This window comes from Pseudomonas sp. H1_G08 (genome assembly GCF_054681355.1).
On record NZ_CP162822.1, the window covers coordinates 1,128,396 to 1,145,364 of the forward strand.

At 61.8% G+C, this 16,969-nt stretch carries 17 protein-coding genes; 6 read left to right on the forward strand and 11 right to left on the reverse strand.

Going from position 1 to position 16,969, the window contains the following annotated elements; genetic code table 11:
- The first annotated feature begins 7 nt into the window (after window positions 1-7).
- The 4 genes from AB4N85_RS05125 (at window position 8) to ycaC (ending at window position 3,611) form a co-directional block, all read left to right on the forward strand.
- Window positions 8-421: a DoxX family protein gene (locus AB4N85_RS05125; protein ID WP_024012430.1), complete on the forward strand. Its 414-nt coding sequence runs from the start codon at window positions 8-10 to the stop codon at window positions 419-421.
- A complete protein-coding gene (locus AB4N85_RS05130) occupies window positions 414-1,040 on the forward strand; it encodes an antibiotic biosynthesis monooxygenase (RefSeq protein ID WP_110646470.1) in 627 nt (208 codons plus the stop codon). The genes AB4N85_RS05125 and AB4N85_RS05130 overlap by 8 nt, the downstream gene beginning before the upstream one ends.
- Window positions 1,041-1,080: 40 nt before the next feature.
- A complete protein-coding gene (locus AB4N85_RS05135) occupies window positions 1,081-2,919 on the forward strand; it encodes an amidohydrolase (RefSeq protein WP_042609477.1) in 1,839 nt (612 codons plus the stop codon).
- 68 nt (window positions 2,920-2,987) lie between these two features.
- Window positions 2,988-3,611, forward strand: a complete 624-nt coding sequence (gene ycaC, locus AB4N85_RS05140) for an isochorismate family cysteine hydrolase YcaC (protein ID WP_016774080.1) — start codon at window positions 2,988-2,990, stop codon at window positions 3,609-3,611.
- A gap of 224 nt (window positions 3,612-3,835) precedes the next feature.
- On the opposite strand, the gene AB4N85_RS05145 is transcribed toward ycaC, so the two are convergent.
- Both AB4N85_RS05145 and AB4N85_RS05150 read right to left on the reverse strand, forming a co-directional pair.
- Window positions 3,836-5,263 carry a mechanosensitive ion channel family protein gene (locus AB4N85_RS05145; RefSeq protein ID WP_073474277.1) on the reverse strand — a complete coding sequence of 476 codons (1,428 nt, stop codon included), beginning with the start codon at window positions 5,261-5,263 and terminating at the stop codon, window positions 3,836-3,838.
- Between the two features lie 108 nt (window positions 5,264-5,371).
- Entirely contained in the window at window positions 5,372-6,391 is a 1,020-nt protein-coding gene (locus tag AB4N85_RS05150; RefSeq protein WP_095179524.1) for an alpha/beta hydrolase, read from the reverse strand.
- A gap of 235 nt (window positions 6,392-6,626) precedes the next feature.
- On the opposite strand from AB4N85_RS05150, the gene AB4N85_RS05155 reads away from it, so the two are divergent.
- A complete protein-coding gene (locus AB4N85_RS05155) occupies window positions 6,627-7,526 on the forward strand; it encodes a LysR family transcriptional regulator (RefSeq protein WP_056784501.1) in 900 nt (299 codons plus the stop codon).
- 72 nt (window positions 7,527-7,598) lie between these two features.
- Here AB4N85_RS05155 and AB4N85_RS05160 read toward each other — a convergent pair whose 3' ends face one another.
- Both AB4N85_RS05160 and relB read right to left on the reverse strand, forming a co-directional pair.
- The gene (locus AB4N85_RS05160) at window positions 7,599-7,868 is read right to left on the reverse strand and encodes a type II toxin-antitoxin system RelE/ParE family toxin (protein ID WP_082228561.1); all 270 of its coding nucleotides are present in this window, start codon (window positions 7,866-7,868) and stop codon (window positions 7,599-7,601) included.
- Complete coding sequence (gene relB, locus AB4N85_RS05165; RefSeq protein ID WP_460067228.1) at window positions 7,858-8,049, reverse strand: type II toxin-antitoxin system RelB family antitoxin; 192 nt, start codon at window positions 8,047-8,049, stop codon at window positions 7,858-7,860. The genes AB4N85_RS05160 and relB overlap by 11 nt, the downstream gene beginning before the upstream one ends.
- Before the next feature lie 308 nt (window positions 8,050-8,357).
- Between relB and AB4N85_RS05170 the strand changes: the two genes are divergently transcribed.
- Entirely contained in the window at window positions 8,358-9,155 is a 798-nt protein-coding gene (locus tag AB4N85_RS05170) for a class I SAM-dependent methyltransferase (protein ID WP_460067230.1), read from the forward strand.
- A 126-nt stretch (window positions 9,156-9,281) separates the two neighbouring features.
- Here AB4N85_RS05170 and AB4N85_RS05175 read toward each other — a convergent pair whose 3' ends face one another.
- The 7 genes from AB4N85_RS05175 to AB4N85_RS05205 form a co-directional block, all read right to left on the reverse strand.
- Complete coding sequence (locus AB4N85_RS05175; RefSeq protein WP_041478587.1) at window positions 9,282-9,974, reverse strand: GNAT family N-acetyltransferase; 693 nt, start codon at window positions 9,972-9,974, stop codon at window positions 9,282-9,284.
- 57 nt (window positions 9,975-10,031) lie between these two features.
- Window positions 10,032-10,823, reverse strand: a complete 792-nt coding sequence (locus AB4N85_RS05180; protein WP_460067232.1) for a carbohydrate deacetylase — start codon at window positions 10,821-10,823, stop codon at window positions 10,032-10,034.
- Window positions 10,795-11,982: a GNAT family N-acetyltransferase gene (locus AB4N85_RS05185; protein WP_252877833.1), complete on the reverse strand. Its 1,188-nt coding sequence runs from the start codon at window positions 11,980-11,982 to the stop codon at window positions 10,795-10,797. Before AB4N85_RS05185 ends, AB4N85_RS05180 begins: the two co-directional genes overlap by 29 nt.
- Before the next feature lie 4 nt (window positions 11,983-11,986).
- The gene (locus tag AB4N85_RS05190; protein WP_150635728.1) at window positions 11,987-12,676 is read right to left on the reverse strand and encodes a GNAT family N-acetyltransferase; all 690 of its coding nucleotides are present in this window, start codon (window positions 12,674-12,676) and stop codon (window positions 11,987-11,989) included.
- Window positions 12,677-12,744: 68 nt separating this feature from the next.
- The gene (locus tag AB4N85_RS05195) at window positions 12,745-14,664 is read right to left on the reverse strand and encodes a hypothetical protein (protein ID WP_460067236.1); all 1,920 of its coding nucleotides are present in this window, start codon (window positions 14,662-14,664) and stop codon (window positions 12,745-12,747) included.
- Window positions 14,661-15,965, reverse strand: coding sequence for an oligosaccharide flippase family protein (locus AB4N85_RS05200; RefSeq protein ID WP_130899478.1), 1,305 nt, complete (start codon window positions 15,963-15,965; stop codon window positions 14,661-14,663). Before AB4N85_RS05200 ends, AB4N85_RS05195 begins: the two co-directional genes overlap by 4 nt.
- Window positions 15,962-16,963, reverse strand: coding sequence for a polysaccharide deacetylase family protein (locus tag AB4N85_RS05205; RefSeq protein WP_041478593.1), 1,002 nt, complete (start codon window positions 16,961-16,963; stop codon window positions 15,962-15,964). The genes AB4N85_RS05200 and AB4N85_RS05205 overlap by 4 nt, the downstream gene beginning before the upstream one ends.
- Window positions 16,964-16,969: the final 6 nt, after the last annotated feature.

Genomic DNA, 16,969 nt, shown 5'->3' on the forward strand with positions numbered 1-16,969 from the left:
TCGGGTCATGATTGCTACGAGGGATGAACAGGCGCGCGACATCGGGTTGCTGTTCCTGCGGGTCAGCGGCGGGTTGTTTCTGTTGTGGGTGCACGGCTTGCCGAAGTTGCTGGACTTCACCGCGCAGCTGCAACTGATCGAAGACCCGTTCCACCTCGGCGCCCACCTGACCCTGATCCTGGCGATTTTCGCCGAAGTCCTCTGCCCGTTGCTGATCGTCGCCGGTGTGCTGGCGCGATTGGCTTGTTTGCCTATTCTCTTTGTACTGCTCGTGGCGTTGCTGGTCGTGCATCCGCAATGGAGTGTGGCTGAGGGGCAGTTTGGCTGGTTGCTATTGATTCTTTTCACCACCGTCTTGATCGCCGGGCCGGGACGGCTGGCGATTCCTGTTCGTTTGCCCGGAGTGCTGCGTTATGCCTGAAGTCCTCAATTCACAAGCACCGGGGGCCGATGAGACCGTCACGTTGATCATCAAACACTCGGTCAAAACCGGTTTCGAATCGGCGTATGAAGCATGGCTGCGCAATATCGTGCGCGTCGCCGGGCAGCGCGAAGGGCATTTGGGTGTGGACGTGGTGCGCGGCAAGCGCGGGCGTCTGGATTTCTACACCTGCGTGCTGCGCTTCAGCTCCACCGAAGCGATGCAGGGCTGGCTGGAATCCTCCGAGCGTCAGGCGCTGGTGGCTGAAGCCGCACCGATGCTGGCTGACGGTGATCAGACCGAAGTCGCGCCGGTCAATGAGTTCTGGTTCACACCGCTGGCCGAGGCCGGCTCGCCGCCGCCGCGCTGGAAGCAGGCTGTCGTCACACTGTTGGTGATTCTGCCGCACACCCTGCTGGTGCCGCTGATCTGGGGCCCGCTGCTGGCGCTGCATCCGCTTCTGTCCAACTACGTGGTCGCCACGTTCCTGATTACCCTGACCATCGTCCTCTCGGTGGTCTACGTGGTGATGCCGCCGGTCACCCGTCTGTTCACCCCGTGGCTGGAAGCCAGTCAGGCCCATGAACACCTCGATTCCCAAGAAACCTCGCCGCGTTGAGCGGGGTTTGCTTCTTTTCACTTTCGCTTGAGGAACTGCGATGAGCGCCGATCTGATTTTATTCAATGGCCAATTTCATACCGTAGACCGGGAAAAACCACTGGCCAGTGCGGTGGCGATCAAGGATGGCCGTTTCGTCGCCGTCGGTAACGATGCCGAGGCCATGGCCCTCAAGGGCAGCGCCACACAAGTGGTCGACATGAAGGGCCGCTGCGTCATCCCTGGCCTCAACGACTCGCACTTGCACCTGATTCGCGGCGGTCTGAACTACAACCTCGAACTGCGCTGGGAAGGCGTGCCATCGCTCGCCGACGCGCTGCGCATGCTCAAGGATCAGGCCGATCGCACGCCCACCCCGCAGTGGGTGCGTGTGGTCGGTGGCTGGAACGAGTTCCAGTTCGCCGAAAAACGCATGCCGACCCTGGAAGAAATCAACCAGGCCGCGCCGGACACCCCGGTGTTCATCCTGCACCTCTACGACCGTGCGCTGCTCAACCGCGCTGCCCTGCGCGTGGCCGGCTACACCCGCGACACGCCAAACCCGCCGGGTGGCGAAATCGTCCGCGACAGCAACGGCAACCCGACCGGCATGCTGGTCGCGCGGCCGAACGCGATGATCCTCTACTCGACACTGGCCAAGGGACCGAAGCTGCCGCTGGAATATCAGGTCAACTCGACCCGTCAGTTCATGCGCGAGCTCAATCGCCTGGGCCTGACCAGTGCAATCGACGCCGGGGGTGGTTTCCAGAATTACCCGGACGATTACCAAGTGATCGAGCAACTGGCCAAAGACGACCAGTTGACCGTACGCATCGCTTACAACCTGTTCACCCAGAAGCCGAAAGAAGAGCTGACCGATTTCCAGAACTGGACCGGCAGCGTCAAGTTGCATCAGGGCGACGACTACCTGCGCCACAACGGTGCTGGCGAAATGCTGGTGTTCTCCGCCGCCGACTTCGAGGATTTCCTCGAACCGCGTCCGGACCTGCCGCAGACCATGGAACAGGAACTCGAGCCGGTGGTACGCCACCTCGTTGAGCAGCGCTGGCCGTTCCGTCTGCACGCCACGTACAACGAATCGATCAGCCGTATGCTCGATGTGTTCGAGAAGGTCAATCGCGACATTCCGTTCAACGGTCTGCCGTGGTTCTTCGACCACGCTGAAACCATCACCCCGCAAAACATCGAGCGCGTGAAAGCGCTGGGCGGCGGTATCGCGATTCAGGATCGCATGGCGTTCCAGGGCGAATACTTTGTCGATCGCTACGGCAAACAAGCCGCCGAAGCCACGCCACCGATCAAGCGCATGCTCGCTGAAGGCGTACCGGTTGGCGCTGGCACCGACGCCACCCGCGTGTCCAGCTATAACCCGTGGACTTCGCTGTACTGGATGGTCAGCGGCCGTACCGTTGGCGGTCTGGCGCTTTACGAAGAAGGTTTGCCACGCAGCACCGCGCTGGAACTGTTCACCCACGGCAGCGCCTGGTTCTCTTCGGAGCAGGGCAAGAAGGGCCAGATCCGCGTCGGCCAACTGGCAGACCTCGCGGCACTGAGCGCGGACTTCTTCAGCGTTGAGGAAGAAGCGATCAAGTGGATCGAGTCGGTGATGACCGTGGTCGGCGGCAAGATCGTCTACGCCGCCGGCGACTTCGAAGACCTCGGCCCGCGTTCGATTCCGGTGCTGCCGGACTGGTCGCCGGTAGTCAAAGTCCCGGGCCACTGGCGCCCGAACTCGCCACTGCAGGCGCAGGTTCACCAGTGCAGCGGGCCGTGCGCCGTGCACACCCACAGCCATGAAAAAGCGCGGATGTCGAATGCGCCGGTCAGCGATTTCGCCGGTTTCTGGGGCGCGTTCGGCTGTTCCTGCTTCGCGTTCTGAGTTTGAAAAAAGCGCCGGTCATCAGGGCCGGCGCTTCCCGCAACAACCATCCATCCAGGAGTTTTGCCATGAGCGTTCCTTACAAGCGTCTGAACAAAGATGATGCCGTCGTCCTGCTGGTCGATCACCAGACCGGTCTGATCTCGCTGGTGCAGGATTTCTCGCCGAACGAGTTCAAGAACAACGTGCTGGCACTGGGCGACATCGCCAAGTTCTTCAAGCTGCCGACCATTCTGACCACCAGCTTCGACGCAGGTCCAAACGGCCCGATCGTGCCGGAACTGCTCGAGCAATTCCCTGACGCGCCGTTCATTCAGCGTCCAGGCCAGATCAACGCCTGGGACAACGAAGACTTCGTCAAGGCGATCAAGGCCACCGGCCGCAAGCAACTGATCATCGCCGGTGTAGTGACCGACGTCTGCGTGGCATTCCCGACCCTGTCGGCGATTGCTGAAGGCTTTGAAGTGTTTGTTGTTACCGACTCGTCGGGTACCTTCAACACCACCGTGCAACAAGCGGCGTGGGCGCGGATGTCGGCCGCCGGTGCACACCTGATGAACTGGTTCGCTGTGGCCTGCGAGCTGCAAGGCGACTGGCGCAACGACATGGAAGGCCTGGCGCATCTGCTGTCCGAGCGTCTGCCTAACTATCGCAACCTGATCAACAGCTATACCAAGTTCACTGCCAAGTAATCTGGTCGAAAGTCAAAAGCCCCTCACCCTAGCCCTCTCCCGGAGGGAGAGGGGACTGACCGCGTTGTTTGCTAGAGTTGCATCGACCTGCAATACCGAGCCGAGCTCCGCTCTTGAAACGCATGGAGATCGGCTCCCTTTCCCCCCTCGCCCCCTTAGGGGGAGAGGGCTGGGCGGGCGGCGTTCCGATGAGGGGGTGAGCTTTTGATCTTCAAAGTTTCAGATCAGCGTTTTTGCAACCACCCCAAAAAACCACCTTTTTTCACCGCCACCGGTTTGGCCATCAACGCGAGGCGACTGTTCTGCTGACGCACCGCCTGCAACTTGTTCAAGGCCCGGCCGACTTCGCTGCGCTTGTCCATGCACTCACGGGTCAACTGTTTGTCGAGACGATAAATGATGCTCGACGTCAGTGCTGTGAACGTCGCCTGCGACGGTGTATCGGCAAGAATGCTCTGTTCGCCCATGACTTCGCTCGGCCCCATGCGCCCGGCCTCGGTCTGGCCATTGCCGTCCGGCACCGTCGCGCTGACCACGCCCGTGGCGATCACGAACAGACTGTCCGGCACCTCGTCCAGATCCAGCACCACCTGACCGGCCGTGTACTGCTGCGCGACCATCGACTCAGCCAGGCGATCACGTTCCTCGCTGCTCAGCGAGCGGAAAATCTTCACCTCATCCAGCAACGCACGGGCGCGGCTCGACGGTTCGATCACGCCGTCGGGATGGCGCGAAATACCCGCCGCTTCGAGATGACGGTGGGCGAGGTCGAACAGTTGATTGCGCACTTCGCTCTTCTTGCCCAGCTCAGCGATGAAACCGCTGGCAACGTATTCCGACATGGTTTCGCCGGCTTCTTTGAGTACGGCTTTCGGCGCCGGGCTGAGCAACAGCGAACTGCTGCCCTGCAGAGTGCGATCAAGGGCATCCAATACCCGACGCGGACGAATGTGGTTCGGCACTTTGATACTGATCGAGACACCGTGCATGTTGCTCGGCCGGCTGAGATTGACGATTTTCGCCTTGGCCGCCACCGAGTTCGGTACTACGGCCATGGTGCCGGCGCTGGTCAGCAGGTGCGTGGCGCGCCAGTCGATATCGAAGACCTTGCCTTCGACGCCGTCGATCATCACCAGATCGTCCACCTGATACGGCTTGGTGGTGTTGAGGACGATGCCGGAAAACACATCGGCGAGGGTGCTTTGCAGCGCCAGACCGACCACGATGGCGACCACCCCGGAGGTGGCCAGCAGACCTTTGACCGGCAGCTCCAGCACGTAACCGGCCGCCGCGACAATCGCGACCAGAAACACCAGCGCACCGATGACATCCTGCAGCAAGCGACCGCTGTGACCGATGCGGCGCATCAGCGCCAGGCCGATCACTTCGGTCAGCACCCGTGCTGCGTACAACCACCAGAGAATCCCCAGCGCCGTCGCCCCCAGTTGTGCCACGCGATCATCAGCGAAAAGCGGCGCCTGCAACGGGCTAACACCGGCGTTGATCACCAGCGCGCTGAATGCCAGAAACAGTGCCAGACGCACACCGACTCGCGGCGCGCGATGGCTGAAGGGCGAGAAGTGCCAGAGTGCGGCGTCGAGCAGGAGCAGGACGGCGCTCCAGGACAGCAGGTGGGCGTAGAAAAGAGTCATGACCGGTACTCCGCGACGCTGGTGAGAAAAAAGATCGCAGCCTGCGGCAGTTCCTACAAGGAATCGTATTCCAGGGTAGGCGCTGCCGCAGGCTGCGATCTTTCGCTTTTATGGATTCAGATGAGTCTTCAGTTCAGCCGCCGCTTGACGCACCGCCGCTTTGACTTCCGGAATCTGGCTCAGGGGATTGAGCAGGCCGAAGTCATGAATCATGCCGTTGTAGCGCACCGAAGTCACCGGCACGCCGGCTGCATCCAGATGCCGCGCATAGCCTTCGCCTTCGTCACGCAGCACGTCGAACTCGGCGGTCTGCACCAGCGCAGCGGGCAGGCCCTTGAGCTGTTCGGCGCTGGCTTTGAGCGGCGAGGCATGGATCTGCGCACGCTCGGCCGGGTTGGTTGTGTAGTTGTCCCAGAACCACTGCATCATGCCCTTGGTAAGGAAGTGTCCCTCGGCAAATTGCTGGTAAGAACCGTCGTCGAATTGCGCATTGGTCACCGGCCACATCAACAGCTGGAAGCGCAGGGCAGGGGTTTTCTGCTCCTTGGCCATCAACGCCACGACCGCCGCCATGTTGCCGCCGACGCTGTTGCCGGCCACCGCCAGACGTTTGCCATCGACACCGATGTCCTTGCCGTGCTCGGCCACCCATTTCGTCGCGGCGTAAGCCTGATTGATCGCGGTCGGGTACTGCGCTTCCGGCGATGGCGTGTAATCGACATACACCGCAACAGCGCCAGAGCCGACCACCAGATCACGGATCAGGCGCTGGTGCGTCGGGAAGTCACCCAGCACCCAGCCGCCACCGTGGAAGAACATGAACACCGGCAACTCGCCTTTGACCTTGGCCGGGCGCACCACTTTCAGGTTGATGGTCTGGCCGTCGACCTTGATCGCCTTGTCGCTGACTTCCACGCCGGACAGATCAACCTTTACCGAAGCTTGGGCACCAGTCAGCACTGCACGGGCGTCCTTCGGGCTCAGTTGCTCCAGCGGACGACCACCGCCAGCGGCGAGGGCATCGAGGAACGCTTGGGTGTTGTGTTCGACGCCTGGACTGCCAGCGGCGAAAGCGCTGCTGACGGACAGGGCGAGGAGGGATGCGGCGAGGGTTTTCTTGATGCTCATGTTCAATTCCATTTTTGAATGTGTGATGTAGGAGCTGTCGAAGGCTGCGATCTGATCGTTCCCACGCTCTGCGTGGGAATGCAGCCGGGGACGCTCCGCGTCCCAACGATCAGATGGCTGCCTTCGGCAGCTCTTTGTGTTCAGGGTTGTTTTCAAACCGTGAGCACAGATTAATGGGCTGCTGAGAAGCGAAAAAGCGGCTATAAAGCGTTTAACTGTCCACCAGAGAGTGACAATGAACCCGTTCGAAGACATGCGTATTTTTTGCCAGGTCATGGACTCCGGCAGCTTCACCGCCGCGGCCGATCAGTTGGGGCTGTCCAAGCAGTTCGTCAGCCGCCGTTTGATGCAACTGGAAGAGCGCCTCGGTGTGCGCTTGTTGAATCGCTCGACCCGCCGCCTCGACGTCACCCCGCTGGGGCAGAGCTATTACGAATCGGCGTTGCGCTTGTTGGGTGAGGTGGAACAGGTCGAGCAGGGCATCGCCGGCGAAACCGCCGAGCCGCGCGGCACGATTCGCCTCAGCGCGCCGTTGTCGTTTGCCGTGGCGCATCTGGGTTGTCTGCTACCGCTATTCCTGCAGCGTTATCGCGAAGTCACCGTCGAAGTGGATCTGAGCGATCGCCCGGTCGATCTGCTCGGCGAAGGCTACGACCTGGCCCTGCGCATCGGCGTGCTGGAGGACTCGACATTGATCGCCCGACGTATCGCCAGCATCGAACGGGTCTACTGCGCCAGCCCGGCCTACCTCGCCGAACGCGGCACACCACTCAAACCCGAAGACCTGCACAGCCACGACTGCCTGCCTTACGGCCACGGGCGCTCGGTGCAATGGCGTTTCAACGAAGCGCCGGGCAAACCGCTACTTATCAACGTCACCGGCCGCATGCGCGTCAACAACGGCGAACTGCTGCGGGACGCAGCGGTGCAGGGGATGGGCATTACCTATCTGCCGACCTTTATCGTCGGCGCGGCACTGAAGGACGGGCGGCTGGTGCCAGTGCTGGATGAGTTGCGCCCGGAGCCGTTGACCCTGTCGGCGGTTTATCCGCAGCATCGCCAGGCTTCGCGGCCGGTACAGGCGCTGGTGGAGTTTTTGCGTGAGCGGCTTAACCAGAGTCATGTGAATCTTTGATAGTGGGGCCTGCTGGGCAAACGGCGTGTTATCGATCGGGCGAACGTCCTACCGTTTTTTCCTGCGATGTTTTTATGGATATTCCTGTCGGGTATGCAAAACGCTAAGTATCTCGATTCGATCCGTCACCTCATAAATCACTACGTAGTTAGGATGTACAACGATTTCCCGGGTGCCGGGAGATCGACCTTTACGGTAGAGATGGGGATGAACGGAGAGTGAGGTTGTGGATTCTTCGATGGATTTCGAGAGACTCACTGCGGCTGCAAAGTTTCTCTCGCCAATGTATCTGAGGATGTTCGAAAGATCGGCCTTGGCTTCGGGCCGCCACTCAATCTGCATCGACCTTTTTTCGCATGGATTCGATCAAGGCATGCATGTCCGCCATCACGTCCTCATGGGGGAGACTCGGATGGGGATCATCTCTGGACGCCTGCACCTTGGCTCGCAACCAGCGATCATGACTGGCAGCCTGCTCGTCGCTTTCAAACCCTGAATCGTCGGGAAAGATTTTGCCGTCCATAGTGCCTCCGGGATCAATGCCTGGCAGTCTATTCGGTACAGGGATTGCTGTCGTCGTTGTCTGGATGAACTGCATCTTGGTCGAGCTCCATGAGTACTTGTAGTTCGACAAATCCTAGACTGAGCGCTTCCGACGGCCAACCGACGGAAGATGTAGGAAAACGGTTGGGGTTTCCCGAGTTCCTTCCTTTTTCTGTAGGACTCGCTGAAGAGGACTGCGCAGTGTGATTACAACATTGGAACAACCGCCACCCCGCGTCTGTTCTACACTCACGCCGCTCAATCACGAGCTTCACCCGGAGTAGCGCCATGGAAGTGCCCAACCCCAAAACCGCCATCGAAAGCAATCGACAGGCGTGGAACGATTCCGCTCGCCATCATCAGGATTCACCGGACTGGCAGGCATTGCTCAGCGATGTCGCGCAGGCGGAGTTTTGCTGCCTCGATGACACCTTGCGCGGCTTGCTGGAAGTCGACGGCAAAGACGTGATTCAACTGGGCTGCAATAACGGTCGGGAGAGCCTGTCGCTGTTTGCGCTGGGTGCGCGCAGTGTCGTCGGCGTCGATCAATCGGCAGCGTTTCTTGAGCAGGCCCGCGAGCTCAACAGCCGCTCGCCGCATACTGCCGAATTCGTCGAGAGCGATATCCACCATCTGCCCGCATCGCTGCATAACCGCTTCGACGTCGTCCTGATCACCATCGGGGTACTCAACTGGATGCCTGACATCGGCGAATTCTTCCGTCATGTCGCGCAGGTGCTCAAGCCGGGCGGCAAACTGGTGATCTACGAAACCCATCCGTTTCTGGAAATGGTTGATCCACGGGCTGAAGATCCTTTCCGCCTCGCCAGCTCGTATTTCCGTGCCGAGCCGTTTGTGCAGCAAGAGCCGATCGTTTACGTAGGTAAAGTCGAGCAGCCGGCGGCAAAGTCGTACTGGTTCGTGCATACGCTGGGCGCGATCTTCAGCGGCGCCATTGGAGCGGGGCTGAGCATTGTGGATTTTCAGGAATATGCGCATTCGAACCGGGAAGAGGTGTATGACTGCTACCTGAACCAGCAGGCGCAGCTGCCGATGTGCTTTAGCCTGGTGGCAAGCAAGGCCTGAGAACCTTTTTTGCGACGGCTGGCCTCTTCGCGAGCAGGCTCGCTCCCACAGGGAAACGCATTCCAGTGTGGCAGCGAGCCTGCTCGCGATGGCGGCCTTGCGACCGCCACATTTCACAAGGCCGGATCAAGCCTGCGCCGCGGCACTTACCACCGGCCGGCCCGGTTTGCGCAGCGGATCCAGGCGTGAGCCTTCATAGCGGGTTTCGCGGAAGAATTTCCAGCGGCCGAACAGGCAGTAAACGTGGGTCACCCGGCCCTGTTCCTGATAACCCATGCGGATATGCAGTTTAAGCGCCGGGATGTTGTGGGTTTCGCAAACGTCGACCACCTTGGTGCAACCCTGCGCCGCCATCGCTTGCCACAGTGCAACCTGCACGTCCACCGACAGGCTGCTGCCGAAGTAGGCGCGGATCATTTCGCCGCCGAATTCGAAGAACTCGCCGGGTTTGACCGGGAAGGTGCAGCCGTAATAGTGGCGGTCGTGGTAGTCGCGAATGCTGCCCCAGATAAAGCCCACGGCGTGGCCATCGGCGTCCAGGTACATGTGCCCGGTGTGGCCCTCGGCAGCCAGTTCGGCCATGGTGCCGACACGGTCGCCGAAGTGTTTGCTGAACGCCACGGCGTTCTCCGGGGTGATGTCGACTTTGCGCAGGCCTTCATACGGGCGCAGTTTGTGTGGCGGCACCGGGCTGACCAGGTCGCGCTCCATCCACAGCAGTTCCCAGTGGAAGAACACGTAGCGTTTCCACAACGTGCCGACGGTGCGGCCCAAGCCTTTCTGTCTGATGCGATCTTGCACTTTGGTGATGATGCTCATGATGCCCCTCCAGGGTCTTGGCCCGGATGTTGTGGTGAGTGTCGTTACAGCGGTGATTCATTCGAGCGCCGTAGCGCCCTGCGTTTCCTCTCGATTGAGGTCGGCATACGAGACTCGCGCGACGCCTCTCAAACCCTGCTCAAGTACCTCGCTCAAAGACTCGCCGGAGTCGAGATAGGCATCGCCGAAATCGACGCCGAGGCGGGTCGGGTGGGCGACGATTTCCAGCACGCCGTCGCTGGGGACGCTGGCATTGCGCAGGTCCACCGGTGTACAGACGTAATCGGCGGTGACCCGCGCCAGACTCTGCAAACGGCCATTGAGCAAACCCTTGAATAGGCGCTTGGGCAGCGTGAGGTTGTGCCCGAGGTTGCGCGCCAGCCGAATCGGTACGCCTTGCTCGGCGGCAAACTTCGCGACGACTTCGCCGATTGGCCAGATGTTGTGTACGTGCTGGTGCGAGTCGATATGGCTCGGGCGCATGCCGTGATCGACGCAGCGTTGCCACTGCGCCTGTAACTCGGCGCGCACCGCGTCACGGTCTGCGCGACTCAGCCACAGGCTGTGGCGGGGCAGGTTGAGGTCGAACACGCCGTTGCCATCGCAAAAGGTCCGCCGCCCCAGGATCGCCTGGCTCAGCGGGCGCCCGTAGGTCAGGTTGAAGTGCAGACCGATCCGACCTTGCAGCGTCGGATGGCGGGCCATGGTGCAGGCGGCTTCAAACGCCGGCATGTTGGCCATGGCCGTGGCCGAGCTGATCAGGCCGGCCTGGAAGGCAGCGAAGATCACTGCGTTTTCGTTGGCGCTGAGACCGAAGTCATCAGCGTTGACTATGACTTGGCGAGGCATGGCCGCCCTCCGGAGTGATTGCGACAGGTTGCACCAGTGCTGCAGATTTTTTGTTGGCGCGCCTGGTGCGCCACTGCTGCACGGCGGGCTTGCAGCGATACCAGATGCGCAGCGCCAGACCCAATGCCAGCCCACTTGGGCGCCACGAATAGAAACTCCAGCGCCAGTGTTCCAATTGCCCGGTCATGCGTTCGTGCAGTTGATGGCTGGAGTTTTCCAGGCTGACCCGCGAGGCATCGATCCAGCGCCAGTGCTCGTCCAGGCCCCAGCGAATCCATTCCTCCAGCAACACCCGGCCACTGCCGAGATCGGCGTACTGCGGCAGGAAGGCGAGGTTGTAATCGTAGAGCCGGCCCTGTTCGAGCAGGCCGAGGCGATAGCTGATGCAGCGGCCGTTCAGCTCGAGCATCACCACGCGTACCAGGCCTTGGCCGGCGAGGGCGGTGAAAGCGCGTTCGATCCATTGGCGACTGCGCGGTGTGGCGAAAATCCCGACGCCTTCATCGCCTTTCCAGCTCACCGCCTCGACTTCGCTGATGGTCTGCAACAAGGCAGCCATGCTCAGCGCATCCGGGGTAATCCGGCGGATCTGCGCACCGCACGCGGCAATCCGTTTGCGTGCCCGGCGCAGTTTGTAGCGCGGGTCGCCGGAGACTTCCTGATGGTCGGCTTCGCTGATCAGATGCACTGGCACCCGGCAGCTCAGGCGTCGCTCGGCCGTGGAACTGCGCGCCATCCATGCGGTGACGGCACTTTCTTCACCCGCAGGCTCCGACAATTCATTGAGTTGCAGCAGCGCATGGGGCAGGCGCTGGCGAATCAACAGCAGCGCCTCGTGCATGTCCGCGCCGCCGAGCAACGACAGCAGGGCCAGACGATCAGCCAGCGGATAACCCAAGTGATGCAAGACCCGAAACGGCACGCCGGCGAAGCGCTCGCGGCTGGCTACCAGCGGCAGGCACAGGCGTAGTTCTGCGGCTTCCCAACCGAGCAGAATGTGCAGGCGCTGATCCTCACCCAGAGCCTGTTCCGCCGCACATAACCAGCCGAGATTGTTGAACGGCGTATGGTCGGTCACGCCCAGGCGCAGCGTTTCATACGCGGTTGCCGGGAAGTCGGCGGCGCACAGGGACGTGCACCATTCGAATCGCATCACCATAGGTTCAGGCCGCCGTTGCGTTGACAGGTGGACGGGAAGTTTTACCCAGCGCCGCCAGGCGCGAACCGCTGTAGCGGGTTTCGCGATAGAAGCGCCAGCGGCCGAACAGCGTGTAGATATTCATGATCCGCCGTTGTTCGGTATAGCTCATGCGCAGATGCAGCTTGAGTGCCGGGATGTTGGTCGACTCACAGACATCGACCACTTTTCGGCAGCCCTGGGCGGCCATGGCTTCCCACAGGCGCAATTGCAGGTCCACCGACAGCTCTGTCCCCCAGTAGGCCCGGGCCAGTTCGCCGCCGAACTCGAAGAACTCGCCGGGCTTCACCGGGAATCGGCAGCCGTAGTAGTGCCGATCGAAATAACTGCGCGGCGTGCCCCAGATAAACGCCACGGCATCGCCTTGCTCGTCGACATGCATGTGCCCGGTGTGGCCCTCTTTGGCCAGCTCGGCCATCGTGCCGACACGGTCGCCAAAGTAACGCGCGAAAGCGCTGGCGTTGTCCGCGGTGATCCTGACCACGCGCAGCGGCGGATAGGGTTTGAGCCTGTGCGGCGGCACCGGGCTGACCAGGTCGCGCTCCATCCACAGCAGTTGCTGATGGGAAAAAATGTACAGTTTGCGGATCTTGCCCAAGGTCGCTCGCAGGCCTTTACGACGAATATGTCCGCTGAGTTTTTGCAAAACATCCATGGTCTCTTCTCCTGATGAAGGTGCCATGCGCGGCATCAAGACCGCGCGGCAGAGCATCGAAGGGCGGCTCATGAAGCGCTCCAGCTCAGGGCAAACAGGGTTTGTCCCGGCAGTTCGAAACGCACGCGCCCGTTGTCGCAGGCAAACGGTGCGTCGCGGCTGCGATTGTCGGCGCCGAAGTAACGCAGGGCGCCATGGTTGAGCGGGCATCGGGCGCCGCTCAGATCGACGCGTTGCAGGCGCGTACCTTTGTTCACTCCGAGCAACGTGCGCTGCTCGTCGCCGGCCATCGCCAGCACATCCACCTCGAAGGCGTCGTTGTCCAGTTGCAGCACCTGGTACAGCCAGTGGCGGGCGATGAATTGCTGAGCCAGGCCGACCGGTTTCAGCTCGAAGCGATCGTCGCCCAACACGCGCAACATGCCTTTGGGGTAATGCGGTTCGTCAGCGGCCTGAAACCAGTTGAGCATGCTCAGCAAACCGTCCTGCGAGGCATTGATCACCACTGAGGCCCACCACAGCGAGGTGTAGTGGGTTTCCTGATCGTAGGGGCTGAGGCTGGAGCCGCTGGACAGGTTGGTCTGATCAAGCAGCAAGGCCTTGCGCGGCTGACCATTGGCGTCGCGGCCGACCAGTTCGGCGGCACGGCGCACGCTGTCGCGGTAGACGCGGGTGGCGAGCAGATCGCGAATCATCCATTCATGCCAGGCCAGTGCATCGACCTGATCGGCTGACTCGCTGAGCAGGCGCCGTGCCCAATCGATTCCGCGCTTGTCCGCCGCGTTATCGGCGAACGGGCCGTTGACCAGTCGCGAACTGGCCGGCATGGCGATGCGCACACCGGCGCGGGCATTCGCCGGGTCGCTGCGCACCTGACGGGCCATGCTGGTGAAAATCGCCTGATATTGCTCGTAGCTGGAGTAGTTGAGATTGGGCTCGTCGGCAAAACCGATGTAGTGCATGCCGTTGCCGCCCAGTGCGCGGGTGGTGGCCAGCCAGGCGTCGAGGCCGCTGTTGCTCTGCACGTCGGCGCGCAGATCGGCCTGGCGCTGACTGCCCGCCAGCAGGGTGATGTCGTTGCGAATGCCGAAGCGCTGCTGAAAGACCCGGCGGAACGCGTCTTCGAATTGCGGGTTCTGCGCCGTGACGTCGACGAAACTGTAATAGCTCGCTGCCGTCGGTTTCAGCGCATCGAGCAGCGCGTGGCTGGCTGCGGGCGGCATCACGTAGGGCAGGGCAATACCGAGATCCGGCGTGCGCCCGAGGACTTTGTCATGCAGCACCAGCCGGACATCTCCGACGTCTTCGCGCAGCGGTTGCAGTTGCTGCGGATTCTGCGCAAACAGATTAGTCGTGCCATCAAGCCAGAACGCCGCTTTGCCGCTGCCCTGCAGTTGCAGGCGCCAGACCTGCTCGCGGGGGCTGACTGGCAACGCGACCTGATCGAACTGCCAATAGGCGCGATAGGGCTTTAGTGCGAGAGTCAGCGCCTGGTGGTCGCCGATCCGCTGCGCCTGTAGCGCGGTGACGCCGCCGTGAAACTTGCCGGCGAGCACTGCATGCTCACCGGCCGCGACTTTGAAATACAGCACGTCGCCATTTTTGCTTTCGGCACTGAAGTGCACTTTGGCCGGGGCAAACAGGGCAACGGTGCGTTCATCGTGTTCGATGCGGTAGTGGCGGAAGCTGTAGCCGGGAATTTCCAGTCGATAACTCGCCGCGCCGGGCAGCAGCGGCCAGGTCTGGCTGCCACGGGTTTCGCTGGCCTTGATCAAGCGTTCGCCGAGCAATTTGCCGCGACCGTCGAGCAGGTACAGTTGCTCTTCGTTGGCATCCGCTTGCCACGCCGGGGTCCAGCGCACGGTCACGCTGTCAGGCTGATCGGTTTGCAGAAACAGACTGCCGTCACGAATCTCGCCCCAGCGCATCGACGCCGCCAAAGCGTCCAGCGACAGGCCGAGACCGAACAGCAGGTACCAGCCTTTCATGCGGGCTTCCTCTGCAGCATCGACCACATCGGCAGCACGTCGCGGGGCAGGATGATCAGGGTTTGCCAGAACGGCACAGCGCTCAAACGGCAATACAGCACGAGCATGGCCACGGTCACCGCCAGATAGGCGATCGATGATGCGGCGGCGGCGCCGACGATGCCGTAGGCCGGAATCAGCACCAGGTTCAGCGCCAGATTGAGCAGCGCGCCCAGGCCCATCAACAACGACACCGAGCCGGGGCGATTCTTGCCCAGCAAGTCCAGGCGCAGAATGCTCGCGTAGCACAGACCCAACAGCCCCGGCAGCAACGCCAGCAGCGCCGGGTACGCCGGTTGGTAGGCAGCGCCAAACAGGGTGACGATCAACCACTCGCCGATCACGGCCATGCTCAAACAGGCGCCGAGCATCACCGTCGCGGTCAGGCGCAGCGCCAGCGGAGTGACCTTGTCCATGCCTTCATCCTGTTGCAGCAGGCGTTTCATCAGGGGTGTAGTCACCGCTTCGGGGACGATCAACAGCAATTCGGCAGCAGCGCTGGCCATGGCGTAATGGCCCAGCGCGGTGCTACCGAGCAGGGCGCCGATAAACAGGTAATCGGAGCGCAAAATCACTTGCTGGAACAGCAGATCGGGATGGCTGCGCGCGCTGTAGCGCAGCAGCTCCTTCTGGCTGGCGCGATCCCATTGCAGCTGCAATGGCTGCGCCCGCTTCAGCCAGACCCAACCGGCGAGCACCACCAGACTGATACCGGCCAGCCAACTGATCAGCGCTGCCTCCAACGCCGCGCTCTGCCACATCCAGAACAGCGCGACGAACAGCAACAGCGGCGCCAGCGATTCGATCAGGCGCAAGACGTTGAACGCGACCACGCCACCCGAGGCGTTGTGCAGGGTCAGCAGGCCGCTTTTCAACACGGTCAACGGCACCGCCAGCAGCAACAGCCAGGCGAGCAGGCCCAGTTGCGTGGTCACGTCCAGTTGCGTGCCGAATTCGCGCACCAGCGCCACCACCAGCAAAGTCAGCAAACCGGCCAGCAAACAACCGAACACCAGCACCTGGCTGAGCAGCAAACCCATCGGCCGCTGCTTGGCCGCCTGATAACCGACCGCCGAATTCAAACCGCCGCTGGTGGCCGCGCTGATCAGGTCAGGCAGGGTGCTGAGCAGGGCGAACAGGCCGCGTTCGCTGGGGCCGAGAATCCGCGCGAGCAAGACGTTGCGCAGCAAACGCAAGGCGATCATCGCCAGCTTGGTGCCCATGCTCAACGCGAGGTGCTTGAGGTAGTTGCCTCGGCTCATGGCCGCGCTCCCCGGTAGATCCGCCACGACAGCAATTGCGGATGGCGCGCGGTGCGCTGGCTGACGCCGAAACGCGGCAGGTTCAGCGGATCGCCGTCGCCGCGATAGATCCCGGTGCCGGTGCCCAGCGCAAACGGGTAATCGTGGTCCGCGACCTGCTGGCGAACGCGATCATCGTTGTCGCCGTTGGGGTAGCAATAGACCGGTAGAGGTCGGTTGCAGCCGTTGTTCAATGCGTCGCGGCTGCGGCGGATTTCTTCGCTCAGGCGCGCATCATCGAGACCGGTGAGGATTGCGTGGCTGGCGCCGTGCGGGCCGAACCGCACCAGACCGGAGGCTTCCATTGCCCGCACCTGATGCCAGTCCAGTGCCTGTGGCAGCGAGTCCTTCGGGCATTCGTCGGTGAGTTCTTCCAGCTCCTGCGGGGCGAGGCTTTTGAGCCCTTGCAGGTAATGCAGCAGCGCCAGGCTGCGGCGCTCGACATCGATGTCGTCGAGCAGCACCGGCAGCGGATGTTTGCGCGCATGCAGGCATTCGATCAGGTGCATGCGTGCTTTATCGCCATGGCTGCCCCATAGGGTTTCGCCAAGGCTTTCCCACCAGAAGCGCTGGCGGCTGCCGATGAAATCGGTGGAGAGGAAAATGCTCGCCGGCACCTGGTGTTTCTGCAGCAACGGGAAGGCGTTGACGGCGTTGTCACGCCAGCCATCGTCAAAGGTCAGCGCCACCCTTGGGCGTTCACTGCGCAGGGCGTTGGGCTGGAGAATTTCCATCAGCGGCACGCAGTCGAAATGCTTGCGCAGCCACACCAGCAAATGCTCGAACGCTTTCGGTCCGACGCACAGTTCATTGCGGTGCGGCAGGTCGGCGGCGCGGTCATTGGACAGCACGCGGTGCAGCATCAGAATCACCCCCGCGCCCTGCAACTGCTGACGGCCCACCGGCGAGTTGAGATAGAGCCAGCCACTGGTGCTTTTTATCAGTTGTTTGATCGCCATGGCTTC

Excerpts from the sequence above, each read along its gene's own strand:
- AB4N85_RS05125 (WP_024012430.1), top strand. The coding sequence starts at position 8 with ATGATTGCTACGAGGGATGAACAGGCGCGCGACATCGGGTTGCTGTTC.
- AB4N85_RS05130 (WP_110646470.1), top strand. The coding sequence starts at position 414 with ATGCCTGAAGTCCTCAATTCACAAGCACCGGGGGCCGATGAGACCGTC.
- AB4N85_RS05135 (WP_042609477.1), top strand. The coding sequence starts at position 1,081 with ATGAGCGCCGATCTGATTTTATTCAATGGCCAATTTCATACCGTAGAC.
- ycaC (WP_016774080.1), top strand. The coding sequence starts at position 2,988 with ATGAGCGTTCCTTACAAGCGTCTGAACAAAGATGATGCCGTCGTCCTG.
- AB4N85_RS05145 (WP_073474277.1), bottom strand. The coding sequence starts at position 5,263 with ATGACTCTTTTCTACGCCCACCTGCTGTCCTGGAGCGCCGTCCTGCTC.
- AB4N85_RS05150 (WP_095179524.1), bottom strand. The coding sequence starts at position 6,391 with ATGAGCATCAAGAAAACCCTCGCCGCATCCCTCCTCGCCCTGTCCGTC.
- AB4N85_RS05155 (WP_056784501.1), top strand. The coding sequence starts at position 6,627 with ATGAACCCGTTCGAAGACATGCGTATTTTTTGCCAGGTCATGGACTCC.
- AB4N85_RS05160 (WP_082228561.1), bottom strand. The coding sequence starts at position 7,868 with ATGCAGATTGAGTGGCGGCCCGAAGCCAAGGCCGATCTTTCGAACATC.
- relB (WP_460067228.1), bottom strand. The coding sequence starts at position 8,049 with ATGGACGGCAAAATCTTTCCCGACGATTCAGGGTTTGAAAGCGACGAG.
- AB4N85_RS05170 (WP_460067230.1), top strand. The coding sequence starts at position 8,358 with ATGGAAGTGCCCAACCCCAAAACCGCCATCGAAAGCAATCGACAGGCG.
- AB4N85_RS05175 (WP_041478587.1), bottom strand. The coding sequence starts at position 9,974 with ATGAGCATCATCACCAAAGTGCAAGATCGCATCAGACAGAAAGGCTTG.
- AB4N85_RS05180 (WP_460067232.1), bottom strand. The coding sequence starts at position 10,823 with ATGCCTCGCCAAGTCATAGTCAACGCTGATGACTTCGGTCTCAGCGCC.
- AB4N85_RS05185 (WP_252877833.1), bottom strand. The coding sequence starts at position 11,982 with ATGGTGATGCGATTCGAATGGTGCACGTCCCTGTGCGCCGCCGACTTC.
- AB4N85_RS05190 (WP_150635728.1), bottom strand. The coding sequence starts at position 12,676 with ATGGATGTTTTGCAAAAACTCAGCGGACATATTCGTCGTAAAGGCCTG.
- AB4N85_RS05195 (WP_460067236.1), bottom strand. The coding sequence starts at position 14,664 with ATGAAAGGCTGGTACCTGCTGTTCGGTCTCGGCCTGTCGCTGGACGCT.
- AB4N85_RS05200 (WP_130899478.1), bottom strand. The coding sequence starts at position 15,965 with ATGAGCCGAGGCAACTACCTCAAGCACCTCGCGTTGAGCATGGGCACC.
- AB4N85_RS05205 (WP_041478593.1), bottom strand. The coding sequence starts at position 16,963 with ATGGCGATCAAACAACTGATAAAAAGCACCAGTGGCTGGCTCTATCTC.